The 17,366-nt window shown below is 66.8% G+C and carries 21 protein-coding genes; 5 read left to right on the top strand and 16 right to left on the bottom strand.

What is annotated here, in order from left to right; translation table 11 throughout:
• The first annotated feature begins 263 nt into the window (after positions 1-263).
• The gene (locus tag ACLQ2Q_RS21865; RefSeq protein ID WP_425823942.1) at positions 264-2,219 is read left to right on the top strand and encodes a site-specific DNA-methyltransferase; all 1,956 of its coding nucleotides are present in this window, start codon (positions 264-266) and stop codon (positions 2,217-2,219) included.
• Complete coding sequence (locus ACLQ2Q_RS21870; RefSeq protein WP_425823944.1) at positions 2,220-4,718, top strand: DEAD/DEAH box helicase; 2,499 nt, start codon at positions 2,220-2,222, stop codon at positions 4,716-4,718.
• 184 nt (positions 4,719-4,902) lie between these two features.
• Here ACLQ2Q_RS21870 and ACLQ2Q_RS21875 read toward each other — a convergent pair whose 3' ends face one another.
• The 5 genes from ACLQ2Q_RS21875 to ACLQ2Q_RS21895 all read right to left on the bottom strand — a co-directional run bounded on the left by ACLQ2Q_RS21875 (position 4,903) and on the right by ACLQ2Q_RS21895 (position 8,724).
• Positions 4,903-6,162 (bottom strand): hypothetical protein, encoded by a 1,260-nt coding sequence (locus ACLQ2Q_RS21875; protein ID WP_425823946.1) that lies wholly within the window; start codon positions 6,160-6,162, stop codon positions 4,903-4,905.
• A 14-nt stretch (positions 6,163-6,176) separates the two neighbouring features.
• Positions 6,177-6,482 carry a hypothetical protein gene (locus ACLQ2Q_RS21880; RefSeq protein ID WP_425823948.1) on the bottom strand — a complete coding sequence of 102 codons (306 nt, stop codon included), beginning with the start codon at positions 6,480-6,482 and terminating at the stop codon, positions 6,177-6,179.
• Between the two features lie 36 nt (positions 6,483-6,518).
• Positions 6,519-7,166, bottom strand: a complete 648-nt coding sequence (locus tag ACLQ2Q_RS21885) for an HNH endonuclease family protein (protein ID WP_425823950.1) — start codon at positions 7,164-7,166, stop codon at positions 6,519-6,521.
• 221 nt (positions 7,167-7,387) lie between these two features.
• Positions 7,388-8,299, bottom strand: coding sequence for a hypothetical protein (locus ACLQ2Q_RS21890; protein ID WP_425823952.1), 912 nt, complete (start codon positions 8,297-8,299; stop codon positions 7,388-7,390).
• Positions 8,296-8,724 (bottom strand): DUF3846 domain-containing protein, encoded by a 429-nt coding sequence (locus tag ACLQ2Q_RS21895; protein ID WP_425823954.1) that lies wholly within the window; start codon positions 8,722-8,724, stop codon positions 8,296-8,298. The genes ACLQ2Q_RS21890 and ACLQ2Q_RS21895 overlap by 4 nt, the downstream gene beginning before the upstream one ends.
• A 96-nt stretch (positions 8,725-8,820) precedes the next feature.
• On the opposite strand from ACLQ2Q_RS21895, the gene ACLQ2Q_RS21900 reads away from it, so the two are divergent.
• Genes ACLQ2Q_RS21900 through ACLQ2Q_RS21910 form a run of 3 tightly spaced genes read left to right on the top strand, consistent with a single transcriptional unit; the run spans position 8,821 to position 10,656 of the window.
• Positions 8,821-9,315 carry a hypothetical protein gene (locus tag ACLQ2Q_RS21900; protein ID WP_425823956.1) on the top strand — a complete coding sequence of 165 codons (495 nt, stop codon included), beginning with the start codon at positions 8,821-8,823 and terminating at the stop codon, positions 9,313-9,315.
• Positions 9,312-9,791, top strand: coding sequence for a hypothetical protein (locus ACLQ2Q_RS21905; RefSeq protein WP_425823958.1), 480 nt, complete (start codon positions 9,312-9,314; stop codon positions 9,789-9,791). Before ACLQ2Q_RS21900 ends, ACLQ2Q_RS21905 begins: the two co-directional genes overlap by 4 nt.
• A gap of 55 nt (positions 9,792-9,846) precedes the next feature.
• The gene (locus tag ACLQ2Q_RS21910) at positions 9,847-10,656 is read left to right on the top strand and encodes an abortive infection family protein (RefSeq protein WP_425823960.1); all 810 of its coding nucleotides are present in this window, start codon (positions 9,847-9,849) and stop codon (positions 10,654-10,656) included.
• A gap of 294 nt (positions 10,657-10,950) precedes the next feature.
• On the opposite strand, the gene ACLQ2Q_RS21915 is transcribed toward ACLQ2Q_RS21910, so the two are convergent.
• The 11 genes from ACLQ2Q_RS21915 to ACLQ2Q_RS21965 form a co-directional block, all read right to left on the bottom strand.
• Positions 10,951-11,325 carry a hypothetical protein gene (locus tag ACLQ2Q_RS21915; protein ID WP_425823961.1) on the bottom strand — a complete coding sequence of 125 codons (375 nt, stop codon included), beginning with the start codon at positions 11,323-11,325 and terminating at the stop codon, positions 10,951-10,953.
• A gap of 59 nt (positions 11,326-11,384) precedes the next feature.
• A complete protein-coding gene (gene dprA / locus ACLQ2Q_RS21920) occupies positions 11,385-12,311 on the bottom strand; it encodes a DNA-processing protein DprA (RefSeq protein WP_425823963.1) in 927 nt (308 codons plus the stop codon).
• 188 nt (positions 12,312-12,499) lie between these two features.
• On the bottom strand, positions 12,500-12,658 hold the full coding sequence (locus tag ACLQ2Q_RS21925; RefSeq protein ID WP_425823965.1) for a hypothetical protein: 159 nt from the start codon (positions 12,656-12,658) through the stop codon (positions 12,500-12,502).
• Between the two features lie 7 nt (positions 12,659-12,665).
• Entirely contained in the window at positions 12,666-12,875 is a 210-nt protein-coding gene (locus ACLQ2Q_RS21930) for a hypothetical protein (protein WP_425823967.1), read from the bottom strand.
• A 171-nt stretch (positions 12,876-13,046) separates the two neighbouring features.
• Positions 13,047-13,214 (bottom strand): hypothetical protein, encoded by a 168-nt coding sequence (locus ACLQ2Q_RS21935; protein WP_425823969.1) that lies wholly within the window; start codon positions 13,212-13,214, stop codon positions 13,047-13,049.
• Positions 13,215-13,273: 59 nt separating this feature from the next.
• Positions 13,274-13,783, bottom strand: coding sequence for a hypothetical protein (locus ACLQ2Q_RS21940; protein WP_425823971.1), 510 nt, complete (start codon positions 13,781-13,783; stop codon positions 13,274-13,276).
• Between the two features lie 119 nt (positions 13,784-13,902).
• Positions 13,903-14,430, bottom strand: a complete 528-nt coding sequence (locus ACLQ2Q_RS21945; protein WP_425823973.1) for a hypothetical protein — start codon at positions 14,428-14,430, stop codon at positions 13,903-13,905.
• Positions 14,431-14,492: 62 nt separating this feature from the next.
• Positions 14,493-15,503 (bottom strand): DUF4192 family protein, encoded by a 1,011-nt coding sequence (locus ACLQ2Q_RS21950; RefSeq protein ID WP_425823975.1) that lies wholly within the window; start codon positions 15,501-15,503, stop codon positions 14,493-14,495.
• 139 nt (positions 15,504-15,642) lie between these two features.
• Positions 15,643-16,062 carry a hypothetical protein gene (locus ACLQ2Q_RS21955; RefSeq protein ID WP_425823977.1) on the bottom strand — a complete coding sequence of 140 codons (420 nt, stop codon included), beginning with the start codon at positions 16,060-16,062 and terminating at the stop codon, positions 15,643-15,645.
• Positions 16,063-16,208: 146 nt separating this feature from the next.
• Positions 16,209-16,763 carry a hypothetical protein gene (locus tag ACLQ2Q_RS21960; protein ID WP_425823979.1) on the bottom strand — a complete coding sequence of 185 codons (555 nt, stop codon included), beginning with the start codon at positions 16,761-16,763 and terminating at the stop codon, positions 16,209-16,211.
• Between the two features lie 11 nt (positions 16,764-16,774).
• Positions 16,775-16,939 (bottom strand): hypothetical protein, encoded by a 165-nt coding sequence (locus tag ACLQ2Q_RS21965; RefSeq protein WP_425823981.1) that lies wholly within the window; start codon positions 16,937-16,939, stop codon positions 16,775-16,777.
• Positions 16,940-17,366 lie beyond the last annotated feature (427 nt).

Below are 17,366 nucleotides of genomic sequence, written 5' to 3' on the forward strand. Positions count from 1 at the left end.
ATAGTGCTCGTGCGTATGGGTGAGCTCCGTATAGCGCAAGACGATCCGCCTACGGGTCGCCGGCTTCAAGGTCAGGTGGACATCTTCCGCAACGATGACGCGGGTGTCAGATGGACATTTCTCGAGTCGATAGCCCGCTCTGATGCGGCCGCCGTGGACAATTCGTGCCGTTCCCTACATCCGGGCGCGGGCGGCGTCAGATGTCTCTCGTATCATGGCGAGATACGCCCCGCTTCCACCTGATTGGGCGCAAGAGACGAGCTATGAGCGGACTATCGACGGGCGATCGAGCCCACCTGGCGGACCTTCTACTTACGGGCGAAGATTTGCCACGCGAGTTCAAGAATTCGCTCTTTCCGCCCGATCGACACGAGTACGAGCTCACATACGTCGGCAAGGATCGCGAAGAGGACATCATCGCGGACACCATGGCGGTTCCGCTTCAGGTGATTCGCGAGTTCGGCAAGCCAGGCGCTTCCGCGTGGACTAACCGCCTGATCTTTGGCGACAACTTGCAGGCGGCCAAGACGTTGCTCGATCTCAAGAGGAGTGGCGAGCTCAAGAGTGCAGACGGACAGCCCGGCATCCGGCTGATCTACATCGACCCACCTTTCGCGTCTGCTCGCGATTTCGTCGGGGGTGATGAAGAAAAGGCCTATCAGGATCGAGTGGTTGGCGCCGCCTTCTTGGAGTTCCTCCGCCGCCGGCTCGTGATGCTTCGCGAGCTCCTCTCAGAGGATGGCTCGATCTTTGTCCACCTGGACTCGAAGAAGGGCCACTATGTCAAGGTCCTGATGGATGAGGTGTTCGGTGAGCGGAACTTCCGCAACGAGATCGTCTGGCACTACTACAACAAGATGCAAGGCAACGTGAAGCGGTTCGCCTCCAATCACGACGTCATCTACTGGTACTCCAAATCGTCGACTTTCAACTTCACGCCCCTCAAGGAGGTGCGTCCTGACGGGCCGGTCAAACAACTCGCCCGCAAGTGGGACAAGAGCACTCAAAAGCTTGTCAACAAGAAGGGCGATGACGGAAAGGTCATCTACCAAGAGACCGACACAAAGACGGTCGACGATGTCTGGCGGATGTCGATGCTTCAGCCCGCCGATCGGAGCCAGAACCAGCGCTATCCGACCCAGAAGCCTGAGGCCTTGCTCGAGCGCATCATCGGGGCGACAACGAGCCCCGGCGATCTCGTGCTGGATGCATTCGCGGGCTCAGGTACAACCCCGGCAGTCGCGGAGAAGATGGGTCGCCGGTGGATCGCCATTGACTCGGGAAAGCTGGCGGTCTATACGATCCAGAAGCGGATGCTGAGCCTGAAGGCTGGCATCGGAAACAAGGGCCGAGCACTCACACCTTCAGCGTTCACCCTGAGCAACGCCGGCTTGTATGACTTTGCCCGGCTTCGCGATCTCGCTTGGCCGGAGTGGCGGTTCTTCGCACTGAACCTGTTCGGCTGCGTCGACGAACCGCACCAGGTTGCCGGCGTCGAACTCGATGGCTACCGAAACGGTGCCGACGTTCTCGTTTTCAATCACCGGCAGGGCGGCGGAGTCGTGCTCGATCACGGCTTCATCGGCAACCTCCATGCGCAGATCGGAACCCGCTCAAGCTCCGACGTCTTCATCATCGCGCCCGCCGCGAGCGTCGCATTCCTCGAGGACTACATCGACCACGGCGACGTCCGGTACTACGTGCTGCGAATTCCGTACTCGATCGTGAACGAGCTGCACGATCGGCCCTTCGAGGCGCTTCGGCAACCAATTGGTGCGGCGGACGTAAACCGGACCGTCGACGCTGTTGGGTTTGACTTCATCCAGCAGCCCACGGTCCGATGCGACTACTGGCGATCCGACAAGGGCGGCACCGAGTACGCCTTCGTGCGCATCGAGGAGTTCCACAGCGAGGCGCTTGCACGGGGTGCGACGACGCGCGGCAATCGCGAGACCCTCGCCGCGGTCTTGGTGGACTTCGACTATCCCTACGACCAAGCAGCAGACTCGGAAGCCGCTCCGCCGTTTGCGCTCGATGAGGCGGTCTTCGCAGCAGAGCTCGAAGACAAGGACTGGACGCTTGAGATTCGGGCCAAGACGCTGGGGGAGTTTGTCATGATCGTCTATCTCGATGTTTTCGGGAACGAGTACACCGAGGTGAAACCTCGCGAGGCGTTCATCGAACGGGACGCGAGCAAGGTGTTGGAGGGTGTCAGCTAAATGTCAGCGACAGCGATCTCCGTCACCAACGCCGACCTCCTCCTAAAAGTCACCAAAGCAATCGATCCCAACGTTCTCGACCTGAACCCATACGAGCCGTTCCTCGACGCGCTCTGCTCGACTCGCGAGTATCAGAAAGAAGCGATCCGAGAAACGCTCAGATACTTGCTCGGGCAGCGATATGAGAGCCTCCGCGCGCTACTGCGCGAAAATCTGGACGCGAACCCCATGCTCAAGGACGTCTATGGCGGGGAAGCATCCGCAGAGCGAAAGCTCATCTTCCCTGACCAACTGTCCTGCAGCCTTGACCTGGCCACCGGCACCGGGAAGAGCTACGTGATGTATGGGATCGCCGCGCTAATGCTCGCGACCGGCGCGGTCGACCAAGTGGTGGTGCTCTGCCCCTCGCTCACAATCGAGGCGGGCCTCACGGAAAAGTTCAAGAGCCTCGCGGCGAGCGAAGCGCTGCGCGCCGCAATGCCCTCGGGTGCCGCTTATACGGCGCCCGCGGTCATCAACGGCACCGAGTCGATAGTCCCGGGCACCGTGTGCATCGAGAACTATCACGCGACCTTCGCGTCGTCGCGAAGCTCGATCCGCCCGACCCTCGCAGGAAAAGGTGACCGGACGCTCATCCTCAACGATGAAGCGCACCATCTGTACTCCGCGAACGGCGACATGCGGAAGTGGGCGGAGTTCGTCAGCGACGCCGACCTCAACTTCCGTTACGTGGTTGGCGTTTCTGGCACCTGCTACGTCGACAATTCCTACTTCCCGGATGTCATCTACCGCTACTCGCTTCGCGCCGCGATCGACTCCGGCGTCGTCAAGACGATCGACTACGTCGCGGAGGACTCAAGCGGCGCACGGGACGAGAAGCTCCAGAAGGTCTACGACAACCATCAGGGGAACAAGCAGTTCTACCGCAAGGTGAAGCCTCTGACCTTGCTCGTGACGCGCGACATCGCCGCCGCGAAACGACTGGCGGTCGATGTTGCGAGTTTCTTGGCGTCGGTGGAAGGGCTTACCCAGGATCAGGCGGCCGCCAAGGTCTTGACCGTCACCTCTGATCCCGACCACAAGCGCAACGTGATCCAACTCGGATCTGTGGACCAAGCGGATAGCCCGGTCGAATGGGTAGTTTCAGTGAGCATGCTCACCGAAGGCTGGGACGTAAAGAACGTGTTCCAAGTCGTGCCGCACGAGGAGAGGGCGTTCTCAAGCAAGCTCTTGATTGCGCAGGTTCTGGGACGCGGACTTCGCGTGCCCGACTCTTACCGTGGTGAGCGTCCGGTACTTACGGTGTTCAATCACGATGCGTGGTCGTCAAGGATTCGGCATCTCGTCGATGAGGTTCTCGAGATCGAGAACAGGCTTGTGTCACGGGTGGCAGACAAAGAAGTCGACTACAACTTCGATCTCGAGAACATCGACTACAGCAAGACGCAGGAGTCCGAAGAGCACCAGGCGCCTGACGAGTACGATTTTTCGAAGGGGTTCGTCACCCTCGTTTCTCAGGTCTCGGAGCTCGAGCGCGAGACCACGTACAGCCGAGTGGTCAGCGGGAAGCAGCGAGAGAAGCGCACTCTCATCCGCTACAAGATGTTTTCCGTCGACGAGGTCGCGGAGCACATCCACTCTAAGTTCCGTGCGATCGACCTCGAGGAGTCGACCGACTATGCCAGCAAGTACTCGATCAATTGGCTTAGGGACCTAATACGTGAGTCGCTGAATCGCGTCGGTGAGACAGCTGATCAGGTCAGTGAGGACAATCGGCAGCGGCTGCAGGCTGCGTTCGGAGTGGTGCACCGTAAGGCGAGCCAAACCGTTCGGTATGTTTCCAAGCCCGACGAGGTCGTCAAGCTCTCCACGTCGCAGAGGCGTCGGGACAGCATCAATGTGTCCGCGCTCAGGCGCGGCGACGCCACAGTGTTCGCCGATGAGGATTCTGGACGGTTGAGCGACGAGGACACTCGGCGAGTCCTCGCCGAAGTCCTCGAGGACGAATCTCTCCCGCGATCCTCGGTCGAGGAGGTGGCGAACAAGTTCTACTTCAAAACGCCGCTGAACATCGCAATCGCTGACCACCGCCCTGAGCGCCTGTTCATCAAGGACTTGGTCAAGCCCGAGAACGCCGCGGTCATATCAGGGTGGATCAAGTCGACCGATCAAGACTTTTACGCGATCGAGTTTGGCTGGCGGAAGGGTGAGCACTTCCGTCGCGGGCATTTCAATCCAGACTTCTTTATCGTGTTGCAGGAACGGCTCGTCGTCGTCGAGATCAAGGGGGACGACGAGCTTGACGAGCCATCGGACGAGAACCGAGCTAAGTTCGCCGCCGCGGCCGCCCACTTCAACACACTGAACGAAATGTTGGGAGTGGACAAGTACGCCTTTCACTTCCTTACACCCCGTGATTACGACACGTTCTTCCAGTTCTTAAGGGAGGGACGAGCGGGATTTGCCTCGACGCTAGATGCAGCGTTGGCCTCATCCTGATAGCTGAATTTGAGCGCGTCCGCGTCGATGTCGTCCGGGTACAACGAGAAGGGCACCCGTCCGGAGCCAACTCAGATGCGGATTGTCAGATACACAACTAAGAGGCAGCACCACTGCGAACAGAGGATGCTCAACGGACGGGTGCCCAGGTTCAATGCTATCCGGCGTCGTCGACGTCGGTAGGTCAGGCAGAGATCGCGAGGCGTTCGCGGGTGGGCTGCAGGGCGAGGATGCGCTGCGCTTTGGCCTCCTCGATCTCGCGGGGGAGCTCGCCCTTCCGCGCGCCGGATCGGCCGTAGAGCAGGATCTTCACTCCGGTCTTGGAAACGCCGGCCTCCTCTGCGATGCCGATCACGGTCATGCCGGCGGCCATCAGCTGTCTGACGTGCTCTCGCACCGGCTCGGCGGGAACGCGCGCAGCCTGCTCAGCGATACCGGCGTCGCGACGACGACGACGCTCCTCAGCGAGCGAGGCATCAGCGCACGAGATCCCCGCGGGGCACGTCGCGCGATCCTTGCACCCCAGCTGGTACCCGTATGCCGAGCCGTGGTGCTCGAGTGGGATGCTCTCGGCCTTCCGCCGTTCCATCCACTCGCGGTGATACTCGCGCGCCGCTTCGATGCACTCGGGGCGATCGCAGCCGCGTGCCCGGCAGGCGTTCGTGCCGTGGGGTTGCAGCTGTCGCGGCTTGGCCGCACGGCGCGCGTGTGGCGCTCGTGGCGGCCGCGGCTTGCGGGGGGCGGCGGGGCGCTGCTGGTCAGCGCGGGTGAGTGCGTCGACGGCGCTCTGATGACGGGCGGTTGCGTTCTGCAACGCACTCTCGATCGCGCCGTTCACGGATAGGCCGGTGCCGGCGGCAATCGAGGCGGTCTTGAGTGTTGCGGCGTCCGCGGCCAGCTGCCGGCGAAGGTCGGCGCGCTGCTGGCGCCACTGCTCGAGCTCGGTGACGTGGTGGTCAAGAGCGGTTCGGTAGTCGGCGAGATCCCGTTGCCGCTGCGCGCGGTTCGCTTCCGGGACGCTGTCGATGTCCGCGGCCGCGCGGGTGAGCCATTTATAGCCTGGGTGGGGGCGGAGTGGTCTGATCGGCGTCGGGGCAACGGCCGGGGTTGCATGAGCGTCGGGGTGAGGGGCGGCTTTCGGCCGCGCTGCGGTCTTCGGTTTGGCAGCTGCGCGGTGCGTGGGTGCTGTGGCCCGCTGCTGCTGTCGCGCGGCCGCCCTGTCCCGCTGGTGGATGCCCTCTTTCGCTGCGGCGTCTTGCTCGAGGATCTCGGAGAGGGGCATGCCGGCGTCGATCATCCGAGCGAAGGTGTAATCGCCCGAGTAGCGCGTGTGCACGGTGCGGCAGGGGATAAGCGCCGGGCACGCGATGGTCTTGCAGCCGCGCCGGTACCCGTCCGTGGTGCCGTGGGGGAAGCTGTCGTCGAAGAGATCGAGGGTTGACATGGTGGCGTGTCCTCTCAGTGCAGGTCGAACTCGATGAGGAGGCCGAGGGCGTCGGCGATCGTGCGGAGGCGGTAGCCGCGGCGGCCGCGCTCGACGTGGCCGAAGATGTTGATGAACTCGAGCTCGTCGCTGGCGTTTGGCAGTACCTCGACGCGGCCGACATCCACACGATCGCCTATCTCGACAACCATGGCGTCGACGGCCCGGATGCCGCGGTCGCCGAGCAGGTCGAAACTGTCGAGGTCGATGTCAGCGAATAGATCGGTGTAGTTGGTCCCGGTCTCGTCGGTGATCCGGATATTGCGGAGAGGGAAGCTCATGGGGTGTCTCCTGGTACTGGGGATGGTCGGTGTGGGCTAGGGGGCGCTCGTGCAGCTGGTGAGCGTGGCGGTGAGTGCGTCGCGGTCGGCGGCAGAGATCTCGAGCGCGTAGTCGGTGGTGACGTCGAGGTAGCGGGTCGAGTACTCGCAGGCGGCGAACTCGTCGACGGGCATCCACTCGCTTGGTGTGCTGTCGCCCTTGGTCTGGTTGGCGGTGGTGGTCTGCAGGTTCGCCGGGTCGTTCGCGAACTGCGTCCGCTGCTCCTCGGTCCACGAGTCCGCGCCGGATGCCCAGGCGACGGCGAGCGGGATGATGTGGTCGATCTGCACCGGCTGGTAGCCCTCGCTGACACGGGTGAAGGTCACCGTCTCGCCGGTGTAGGGGTCGTGCAGCGTGCCGGTGAGGACGACGCAGTCATTGGTGCCGGGCTTGTATGTGACGTCAGTGAGGTCACGGGCGAGGATGTCGTTGCGGGTGTCGCATCCGTTGCGGTCGACGTCGGCCCATCGGGGGCCGAAGAGGTCGCGGTCGTAGGCCGCGGCTGCGGCGGGTGCCGGCTCCTGGATGCTGGGGGCGGAAGGGGTCGCGCCGGCGTCGGTGCCGAGCGTCGGCAGTAGCAGCAGGACGGCGAGGGCAGCGACGCCGGCGCCGGATGCTGCACCTACGGTGCGGGTGAGCTTCATTCGGTGACCTCCTGGGGTCTCACTGCATATAGGCCCGGATTCCGGGCGTTCGCGGACGCCGAAGGTAGGGCGGCCGCGGACCGGGGCGGCGCCGGCCGATCCGCGGCCGCGGGTCACTCGGTGGGGCTTCGCCTCGTCGACGAGCTCCTCGGAGTCCATCTAAGTTGTGTATCTGACATACAAAACACTACTCGCCGTATGTGAGCGAGTCAAGCCCGGGATCAGAGCGGGGCTAGGAGATCTCGGGCGGCCTTCGGGTAGGGCGTCGGCTCGAGCGCGATCAGCTGCCGGCGGCGCTGCCGGGCGCTACCCAACGCCCAGGCGTAGCGGTGATTGCCGGGGTGGCGGACCTTCCGCACGCCGACGTCCTCGAGCGCGTCGCGGAGCCAGCTGCGCGCGTCCTCGCCGGCGCGCCGCGGCCGAGCTCCGAGGGTGGTCAGGTGCCGCTCTCCTGCGTCGCATCCCTGCTCTCCGGTGCGGATCTTAGAGAGGGTGCGTTCCGAGAGCACGATGCCGGCGGCGGGGACGTAGTTGAGGGTGCGAGCGGTGGAGCGGCCCAGGCTGATCGCGTTGGTGGCTTGGTAGATCGCGCCAACGTGGCCGGGCGTGATGGTCTCGACGCGCGTGATCTGCTCCCCGGCAGCGTCGACGTCGACGAGCGTTCTGTGTCGCGGCATCGGGTCGGCGAAGGTGACGATCCCGTGGATGCCGGCGGCGGCCGCATGTCGCCAGACCTGCGCGAGGAACCATGACTCGGCGTTGGCTGGCACGGCGTCGGTGAGCACGAAGCGCCCGAGCTCGAGCGACTCGGAGAACGGCTCGAGCTCGGGGAAGACGTTGGTGAGCACGGCCGCGCGCATCGGTATCGACAGCACGGCCACGCCGACGAGCGGAGCGTCGACGTCGACGAGGGTGTCGTCATCAGTGAACAGGCCCCAGGCGAGCCGCGCTGCGGGGTAGGACGACGTGTAGTGGTTCCGGCACACGAACTCTCGCGCGGCCGCTTCGGGGATCTGCTCGACGGTGAAGCGGCGGCGATCGAAGCCCCCTTCGGACGTGTGGCGCCAGGAGTGCCGGCCGAGCGTCCACCGCTGGCAGGCGGTGGACGCCGGCGACGTCGGCTGGGGCGTCACGCGCCGAGGATTCGTCGTGCGATGTCGATCATTGTGTCGTCGACGTCGACGTCGACGAAGTCGCCCGAGGTGTTGTCGACGCCGATGAGCACGACATCGCCCACGAGCGGCCGCCTCGCGACCGCACTGGCGAGGTAGTTCAACGGGAGTCGGTGGATCAGCCCCTCCTCGTTGACGATGAGGTCGTGGCGGTTGTCGAGGCTCACGATCTCGATGTCGCCGCCGACTGCGCGCTGGTAGTCCTCGAGCTCACCGAACGCTGCAATCGCGAGCTCGCCGGCCGTCGTGATCAGCAGTCCCTTCGTGCCCGGCGCTTCGGCCGGCGCGGTGTAGGTGTGGTTGTGCGGGCAGTCCGTCGTGGTGGTGGCGACCGTGCAGGTCGTGCCGTCGCTGTGGGTGGCGATCCAGGCTGTGATGGTGGTCATGTCTTCCTCCTGTGTGTTGTGTATGTGACATGCATAACACTACCAGGATGCAGGGACATTTGCGACCCCGCCGAGCCGACGTGAGACGATGCCGCGATGACCACGACGCAGCACATCGGAGCGGCGGGCGAGATCCTCGTCCAGTACCGGCTCCTCAAGCTCGGCATCGACTCTGCGCGGATGACGACGGACTCCGGGATCGACCTGGTGGTCTACTCGCCGCTGCAGGCCCAGGCCGTTACCGTTCAGGTCAAGACTCAGACGGCACCCTCGCCCTCCGGTGGCAAGGGCGCGCTGTCGGTGGGCTTCTACTTCCCCGACGATCTGCGCGCCGAGATCCTCGCGCTCGCGCTGCTCTCCACCGACCAGGTGTGGCTGTTCACTCGCGACGAGGCGCGCGAGCTCGCGCAGCAGCACAACTCCAAGGGAAACCGGCAGCTGTACTGGTACATGCAGCAGCGGCCGGCGCGGGGTGTTGGGCAGCAGGCGCCGCTGCACGCCGGCGACGTCGAGCAACACCTACTCGAGCGCCGCACCGCTGCTCTCTTCGGAGTGCCGGCCATCGATCCTGTCGGGCCGGTCGACGCATGAGCGCCCTCGCGCTGCCTGACTCGTGGGACCGCGCCGGCCTTGAGGGAGTTGGCTTTTCTGGCTTCGTAACGTTCGCAGAGATCCCAGACGTCGACGTTCCCCCGCGGCCGGGGATCTACGTGGTGCTGCGCACCGCCACCACGGCGCCAGAGATCCTCGACAGTACCGTCGCCCGCGCGGGGTCGCTGTACGGCCTCGCTGACCTGCAGGGCCGTTGGATCATGGGCACGCCCGTCGTCTACATCGGGAAGGCCGACGCCAAGGCCGGCGGGCTGCGCACTCGGCTGCGTCAGTACGCGCGCCGGGGGTCCAGCCATCAGGGCGGCCGCTCAATCTGGCAGCTGGCCGATCACGCCGAGCTCCTAGTCGCGTGGGTGGAGACGCCGGGCGAGATCGCCGAAGATGTCGAGATCAGATACCGGGCGGCCTTCGCTGACAGGTTCGGAGGGTGGCCGTTCGCCAACAGGAGGCGTTGACCGCTCGCAGACGGGCCTCCCGAGTGCGCAGCTTGGTCCCGGCTACCCTGCGGCTATGCCAGATGTCATCAGCGGGCGATTGCGGGGAACGTTCCGAGATCTTGCCTCCGGGATCGTGCTCAGAGATATCGAACGACTTTGGGAGGGCGAGGGGTTCGCACACGGCTTCTATGACGAGGTCGGCGGTCAGCGGGTCTCGCTGTGGCGCGCGTATGAGGCGGTCGTGCAGTGGTCCCACGCTGACCACGTTCGCAGGGTGTTGCGGGTCTATGAGGTCGTGGTCTCCGACTTCGCCGACGAGGCGACGCGAGAGCGGCTGAAGGTTGCGCTGCAACGTGACGGGTTCCGGTACGGCGACGACCATCGCATCGTCGCCGCCGTTCCGTCAGCAGTGCCTCTGTCGGGGGTTGGGTCTCTGCGGAGCGCGGACGGGATTGAGGAAGCGTTCAACCGCATCGGGTTGCTCATCGACGGTGATCCCGCGGGCGTCGTGGCCGCATCGAAGGAACTGATTGAGGCAACGGCCAAGACCGTGCTGCAGGAGCTCGAGATCGACTACACCGATCGCGAAGACTTCTCGGCACTAGTCCCTCGAGCGCAGCAAGCCCTCGGTTTAGGTGCCGGGGGAGTCGACGGATCGATCGACGGGGCGGGATCTATTCGGCGCATCCTGGGTGGGCTCGCCTCGATCGCCCAAGGCATCGATGAGATCCGCAACGCCGAGGGCGGCGGGCATGGGCGCTCGAGGAGCACCCGCCTCAGCGCCCGTCATGCGCGACTGGCGTTCAACGGCGCGCGCACCTGGTGCGAGATCGCGCTAGAGACGCTTTCAGACCCCGCGGCGCCGTGGCGTTCGCGGTCATGAGCGCGGGACTGCGCTGGGGTGTAGCTCGGAGTGGGAGGGGCGGGGGCGGCGGTGTCAGTGGGTGCCGCCCCCGCCGGCAGCGGGCCGGGAGGAGGACGAATGTGGCCGGCTGCCATTGACGGGCGAGCGGCGGCGGCGAGCGCTCGTCAGGCTATGTGTTGGTGCCCGTCCTGCCGAGGGGAGCGGCCGTGTGGCTCGATCCCCTCGGGGCTTGTGGTCTTCGATGTTTAGCTGTGTATCTGACATACATAACACTAGTGCAGTGAGAGCAGGGATGCAACCCAGGGCGGAGATCTATCGCTGCAGCTGCCGCCGTGAGCTCAGCTGGGGTGCGTGGAGGATGCGGGAGAGCGTGCGCGTGGTGCGCGCCCACTTGCGGATCCCGAGGGCAGGAAGTGCCAGCAGGGGGAGTGCGGCGAGCGCGGTGGGCCACGAGAGCAGCCCGAACGCCGCCACGATCACGAGTGCTCCGAGGCCGTGCCAGGCGATCATCGCGCGGGCGTGTGCGCGGCTGCGTGTGGCCCTGCGGATGATGTCGGCGTGGGTGGCCACGGAGGCGCTGCGGATGCGTCGGTCCCAGAGCGTCAGGGTGATGATCGCGGCAATCCAGAGCAGCAGCAGTGCGGGGGTTGCGAGGGTGAGAGGGTCGGGGTTTGGTGTGGTTCCCATGGCGGTCTCCTAAGCGGGTGTGGGGCCGGGGGGCGAGTGTGTCGCCCCCCGGCGAGGGATCAGCGGCCGAGCAGCCCGTAGGCGTCGTCGGCGTCGGTGACCAGCTGCGCGTCGAACTCGCGGATGAGGCGGTGGCATCCGGCGGATGCGGCGCTCGTCACCGGGCCGGGCACGGCCCCGAGGGTGCGGCCGAGGGTGGCGGCGTGACCGGCCGTGTTGAGCGAGCCGGAACGCCACCCGGCCTCGACGACCACGGTTGCCGCCGTGGTCGCGGCGATCATCCGGTTGCGAGCGAGGAAGCGCCATTTGGTGGGCGCTGCGCCGGGGGAGACCTCGCTGGCGATGACGCCGCCGCGGTCGGCGATGCGGGCGATCAGGTCGCTGTGACCGGCGGGGTAGGGACGATCGGCGCCCCCGGCGAGCCAGGCGATCGTCGCACCGCCCGCGGCGAGAGCGGCGCGGTGTGCGGCCCCGTCGATGCCGTAGGCGGCTCCGCTGGTGATGACGATGCCGCGGGCGGCGAGCGCGGCGGAGATCTCGGTGGTGACGTGCTCGCCGTAGCTGGTGGCGGCGCGTGCGCCGATCAGGGCGATCCGGTCGGTCAGGTCGCGGCCGAGGAGGGCGAGGTCGCCGCGCGCCCAGATGATGTGCGGGGCGTGCTCGCCGAGGTCGCTCAGGCCGGGGATGGTTGCCGGGTCGATGAGGGTGAGGCCGTGGCGGGCGGCTGCGGCGAGCGCGTCGTCGACGGCGCGGGGGTTGTGGCGGGGGAGCCAGCGGGCCGCGGCGTGCTTGGCGGCTTCGGCGTCGATGCCGGCCGCGTGGAGTGCGCCGGTTACGGTGCCGTGCCCGGCGGTGAGTACCTCGAGCGCGGCGGTGTGGCCGAGGGTTTGGGTGAGGGTGCCGGCGATGCCGTCGCTGGGTTCGGCGATGATCGACCAGGCTGCGCGTGCCTCGAGGTCGGTGGCGGTGGTGAGTGTGGTGTTCATGTCGTCCTCCCGAACGTGTTGTGTATCTGACATACATAACAATAGCAGAGTCTGCCGACATTGCAAGCGCCACTTTCGCGAGCGCTGCGCGATCGCGCGATCTCCCTCGACGCGCCGGCTCCGAGGGGCGCCGGCGCGCGCGCGCGGCTCACCGCCGCCCTTCGAGAGGGGGCGGGCCGCGGATCGAGCTATCCGGGGTAGGGGTAGGCGAACGAGCAGCTGCCGAACTCGGCGGCGGCGGCGATGGCTTCGCCCTCGGTGGCGTACTCGCCCAGGATGCGGGTGACGAAGCAGTCGAGCACGACCCAGGGGAGGGCCGGCGGTGCCGGGGCAGTCGCGGTGCTCATCGGTGGCTCAGTAGGTCTCGGTGAGCGCGAGGGTGTCGATGATCAGGGTGCCGTCGTGGGTGGGGGCCGTGACGGTCGAGATCAGCACATATCCGTACTTCCCGAAGCCCCCGAGGTCTTGACGACGGAAGTCGGCGTTTTTGCTGTTGGCGTTCTCCCCCTCCGGAGCGTTGTAGATCCGAGTGGTGATCGTCTTGTAGGTGACGGTGGTGCTCATGGTGTCCTCCTAGAACCCGTGTTGTGTATCTGACATACATAATAGTAGCATGGCGCGCCGACATTGGCGAACGCCAGATATGGGCGTTGCTCATATAGGCCGGAGGGCGTGAGGTTCCCGGACAACGGGGGTGCCGCGGGCGAGCGTTGCGCGATGCCCGCCCGCGGCCGATCAGTCGGCGATCTCGGCGTGACAGTCGGTGCAGACCTCCGTCCGGGTGCGCTTGGGGTCGCGCGTGTCGAGGATCGTGACGACGTAGCCGGTGGCGTCCTGGTCGCCGCACTCGGCGCACACCAGGGGGCCGGCTGCGGCGAGCGCCGCGGTGGTGTCGATGGTCATGGGGCTCCGTCCGGGTCGGTGGCCCTGGCGGGGCGTTGTGCGCCCCGCCAGGGGGTGGGTTAGACCCGCTCCGTGCTGATGATCGACACGTCGAAGCTCTCCTGCCCGCCGTCGCGGTAGGCGGCGAGCACGTCGTCGAAGTCGATCCCATCGCGGGCGTTCTCGTCGGCGTCATCCACCGAAGTTGCGCTCGTGGAGTAGGTGACCCGGACGGTCACAGTGACCTCGGCCTCAACCTCCCAGTCGCGGTTTCGGGGAGTGCCGTTCATCGCCTCCGCGAGCCGGTCGTACTCCTGGCAGAAGTCCGCGTGATCGGCGATCCGACCCGCCTTGTCCCAGAAGTCCACCAGGCGGGGATCGGCCCCGTCTGTGATCTGCTCGGTGCGCAGCTGCTGGATCGTGCGCTCGCGCTCGGCGACCTGTGCGCGCGCCAGTGCCAGGTCGGCCTGAGCGCGTGCCAGCTCGCCCGCGAACGCGCCGCGGCGGTCGGTGACCGCCGGGGTGCCGGGGAAGGTCAGTGGGCCTCCCTCGATCCCGGTGGCCGGGGCGGTAATGGTGATGTCAGTCATATCGTCCTCCCTAGAACTTGTTGTGTATCTGACATACATAACAATACCGGGGAGGTCCGACATTGGCAAGAGGCGCGCGGACGCCGAACCGGCCAGGGGCCGGCGTCCGCGCGCTAGGCTCAGCGCATTCCGCTCTCCACGCTGTCGGCGAGCCACGCGGCGGCGTTGCACAGGGTGGCCGCGGCCTCGATCTCGTCGTCGTTGCTGTCACCCTCGGCGGCGGTGTTGAGGGTCGCGATGCCCTCCCGCACGTCGGCGATTTGTACGGCGAGGGTGGCGAGCGCTGCGCGCGCGGCCTTCGCCATGAGGGCGCGCACGGTGTGCGCGTCTATCGGCTGCGCGTCCAGCGTGAGGGCGAACGTTTCGGCGTCGGTGTATCCGGCGGCGATCACGGCATCTGCGATCTGCTGAGCGGACTCGGGGGCGGTCTGCACGAGGATCGAGTCGGGCGCAGACGGGCCGCGGAATGCGCCGGGGGCGGAGTGTTGCTCGGGGTCGCCGTTCCACAGCGGCGGGGCGTCGTTGAGGTTGATGCGCAGCCATCCGGCGTCGAGCTCGGTGTCGATCTGCACGACGGGTACGCCGTCGCGCGCTCCCCGGTAGTGGGTGACGGTGATGCCCTTGGCGGGGGTGAGGGTGTCAGTCATGGTGTCCTCCGTGAGGGGGTCGGGTGCCGCGCCCTCCGGTGTGGTGAGGGCGCGGCAGCGGATCAGCGAGAAACCCCGAAACTGAACTCGGGCAGGTGACCGGCGGCGACGAACGTGCCGACGATCTGCGCCAGTCCGTGCTCGGGGTCGATCGCCAGCGCGCGGTGCGTGTACTGGTCGGCGTGGGTGGAGCGTCCCAGTGCCCAGGAGAGCCACGCGGCGGCCGCCAGAGGCCCGACCTGCGCGTCCTCGGGTGCGAGGGCGGCCAGGAGGCGGCACGCCGTCAGAGCGGCTTCCAGGCGCTTCGGATCCGGTCGCGGTCCCTCGCCCCACATGACCATCGCCAGGTGCTTCGGGTACTCGACGCCGCTCTCCCAGGCGATCTGCGCGTCCAGCGCGCTCTCACCGGCCGCGAAACCGTGCGCCCACTGCACCAGGGCGACGTCGCGCAGCGAGGGGCGGTTCATCATCGCGATCATGGTCGCGGCTGACTGCGCCTCGAGGTTCGATCCGTCCCATGACAGCGCCCCCTCGTACAGGTCGAGCGGGTCGACGTCCAGCATCGCCAGGCGGAGCCCGAGGTCACCCGGGAGTGCCTCGGCGACCTCCCGCGCGATTGCCTCGTCTACCTCCGGCAGTGCCGCCCCGGCGTGCTGGTTAGCCGCCGTGACCATCGCCGCCAGGTGCTCGGGAACCTCGGGCATCGGAGACACCGCATCGTCTCCGATGAGGCCCCAGCCGCTGCCGGTCACGTAGAACCGCTCGACCACGCTCAGTCCGCACTCCGCGGCCTTCCTGGTGATCGCCTCGGCGACGGCCTCGGCCTGAGTGCGCTCGCCGTAGACGACGACGGCCAGGCCGGTCGCTCCCTCGATCTTGCAGACCAGGCCAGCGGCAACGTTCGCGACTGCCGCGGCGTTCTCGACACCCGGCAGGTCGAAGCGCATCGCGCCGACCGTTCGGTGACCGGCGAACGGGATCACGACGACCGACTCGGTCGGCTGGTATCCCAGCATCGAAGGTACGGCGGCGAGAAAGTCGCTGGGCTGGGTGGCCTTGTGGATAGTGGTCATGTCGTCCTCCTAAGAAGTGTTGTGTATCTGACATACATAACAGTACCGGACACGGCCGACATTGGCAACCCCGGGTCGGAAACCGCTCGCAGGCATGGGGAGAGCCCCGCCGGATCGTTCCGGCGGGGCTCTCTGTCAATCAGTGCCCGGTGCGCGCTCTGCGGGTGTCTGCGACCCGCTCGGCGTCCTCCCGTGCGTAGTACTCGATCACGTCGGGCTCGTCCTCCCATGCGCTCCTGGGGGCGAACCAGAACCGCTCGTCGCCCTCGTTGTGGGAGAGGTCGTCGGCGCGCTCGCGGTACTCGTCCCAGCTGAGGCGGGAGCCGTGGCCGTTGGCCCAGGGGAGCGGGTCGCGATCTCCGTCGCTCTCGCCCTCCCAGACCTCTCGGATGATGTACTCGGCGATGTCGTGCTCGTGCAGCGCGTCGAACAGCGCGGCGAGGGTGAAGCCCTCGCTCATGTTGATCCGGTTGAGCACTTCGTCCGCGTTCCAGTAGCGGACCATCTGCGCGGCCTGGGTGATGACCTCGCGGTCGATCTCGACGGTAACCATGGTCATGATGTCCTCCTGATTGTGTTGTGTATCTGACACCGATAACAATACGGTGAACCTCAGACATCGGCGTGTGTCGGCAGCCATGACGCGGCTGACACGGGAGCGCCCCGCCACCGGTGTCCGGGGCGGGGCGCTCGTCGGGGTGAGGCTCAGGGCGCGGCGTAGGTGCAGGCCACGCGCTCGCCGTGGTGCGATCCTTCGCAGGTGATCCGCCCGAGCTTGCGAGCGTCGTCCCGGCAGGCACGGCGGGCATCCGCTTCCTCGCTATCAATCCGGGATGAGTGCAGCGCCTGGATGTGCTCAAGCCGTCCGGCGAAACCGTCGTGCTCGGGAAGGCCTGCGACGGCCCACAGGCGCGCGCACACCCCGAACCCCTCGTGCGAGAGCGGGGCGCGCTCAGCGGCCGCCAGCAGGCCGATGACGACCTCGACGGCGGTGCCGGGGCGGGTGTCCTCGCCTCGCACAACGCGCTCGATGATCTCCCGCGCGTGCGCCCGGTAGACCGCCTCCACGCCCATCCGTGCGGCCGCCTCGCCGCCGCTCAGCAGGGCGAATGAGTGATAGATCCGGTCGGCGTGGTCAGGGTGCCGCTGCGTCGCCTGCGAGATCTCGTCCTCGGCCCATCCGCGCCGGTCGATGATCGCCCCGAACCCGAGCTCGAAACCCGCCAGGATCTCAGCTGCCGTTTCCGTCGTGGTGCTCATGGTGACCGCCCTCACCGCTCGCCGTCGAGACCGTTGACCAGCCACAGCGAAGCGGCCGCGAGATCCCCGCTGCCGTCGAGGGCCGCCCGTACATCCGCGATGCTCTTGGCGAGATCGGAGGGCACCAGGCCGGACACGCGAGCGCGCGCCGCTTGATACTCGCCGCCGGTGTACACGTCGAGGCTCTGCCCTGGCTCGTCGGCGTCCCGGGTGTCCCACTCCTGAAAGACCTCGGCACGCGCGCCGGGGTGACGGCGGGTGATGTCTTTCGCGAGGCTGCACCACCCGGCAAACCCGGCCCAGCGGCCCTGAGAGCACCGCAGAGGGCCGGGAATCCTCGCCGAGAGGCGAGAGGCCGGCGGGCAGCCGGCTCGAGCTCGACGGCCCCAGGGGGACCGGGCCGCAGCGCACTCGCGCGAGCAGCCCTCAGCCACCCCCACGCGCTCGCCGCACCGGTCCGCGCGCATCAGCCCAGCCCCCACGCAAACGGGCCGTGAGGCACCGTCTCAGCCCCCTCGGGGAGGGCGCGCAGCGTCCGACCTGCGTGGCCCGTGGGCGGCTTGCCGCCCACCCGGAGCACGGCGCGCAGCGCCGGGCACCCCT

The organism is Microbacterium sp. DT81.1, from assembly GCF_049844955.1.
Classification (GTDB): domain Bacteria; phylum Actinomycetota; class Actinomycetes; order Actinomycetales; family Microbacteriaceae; genus Microbacterium.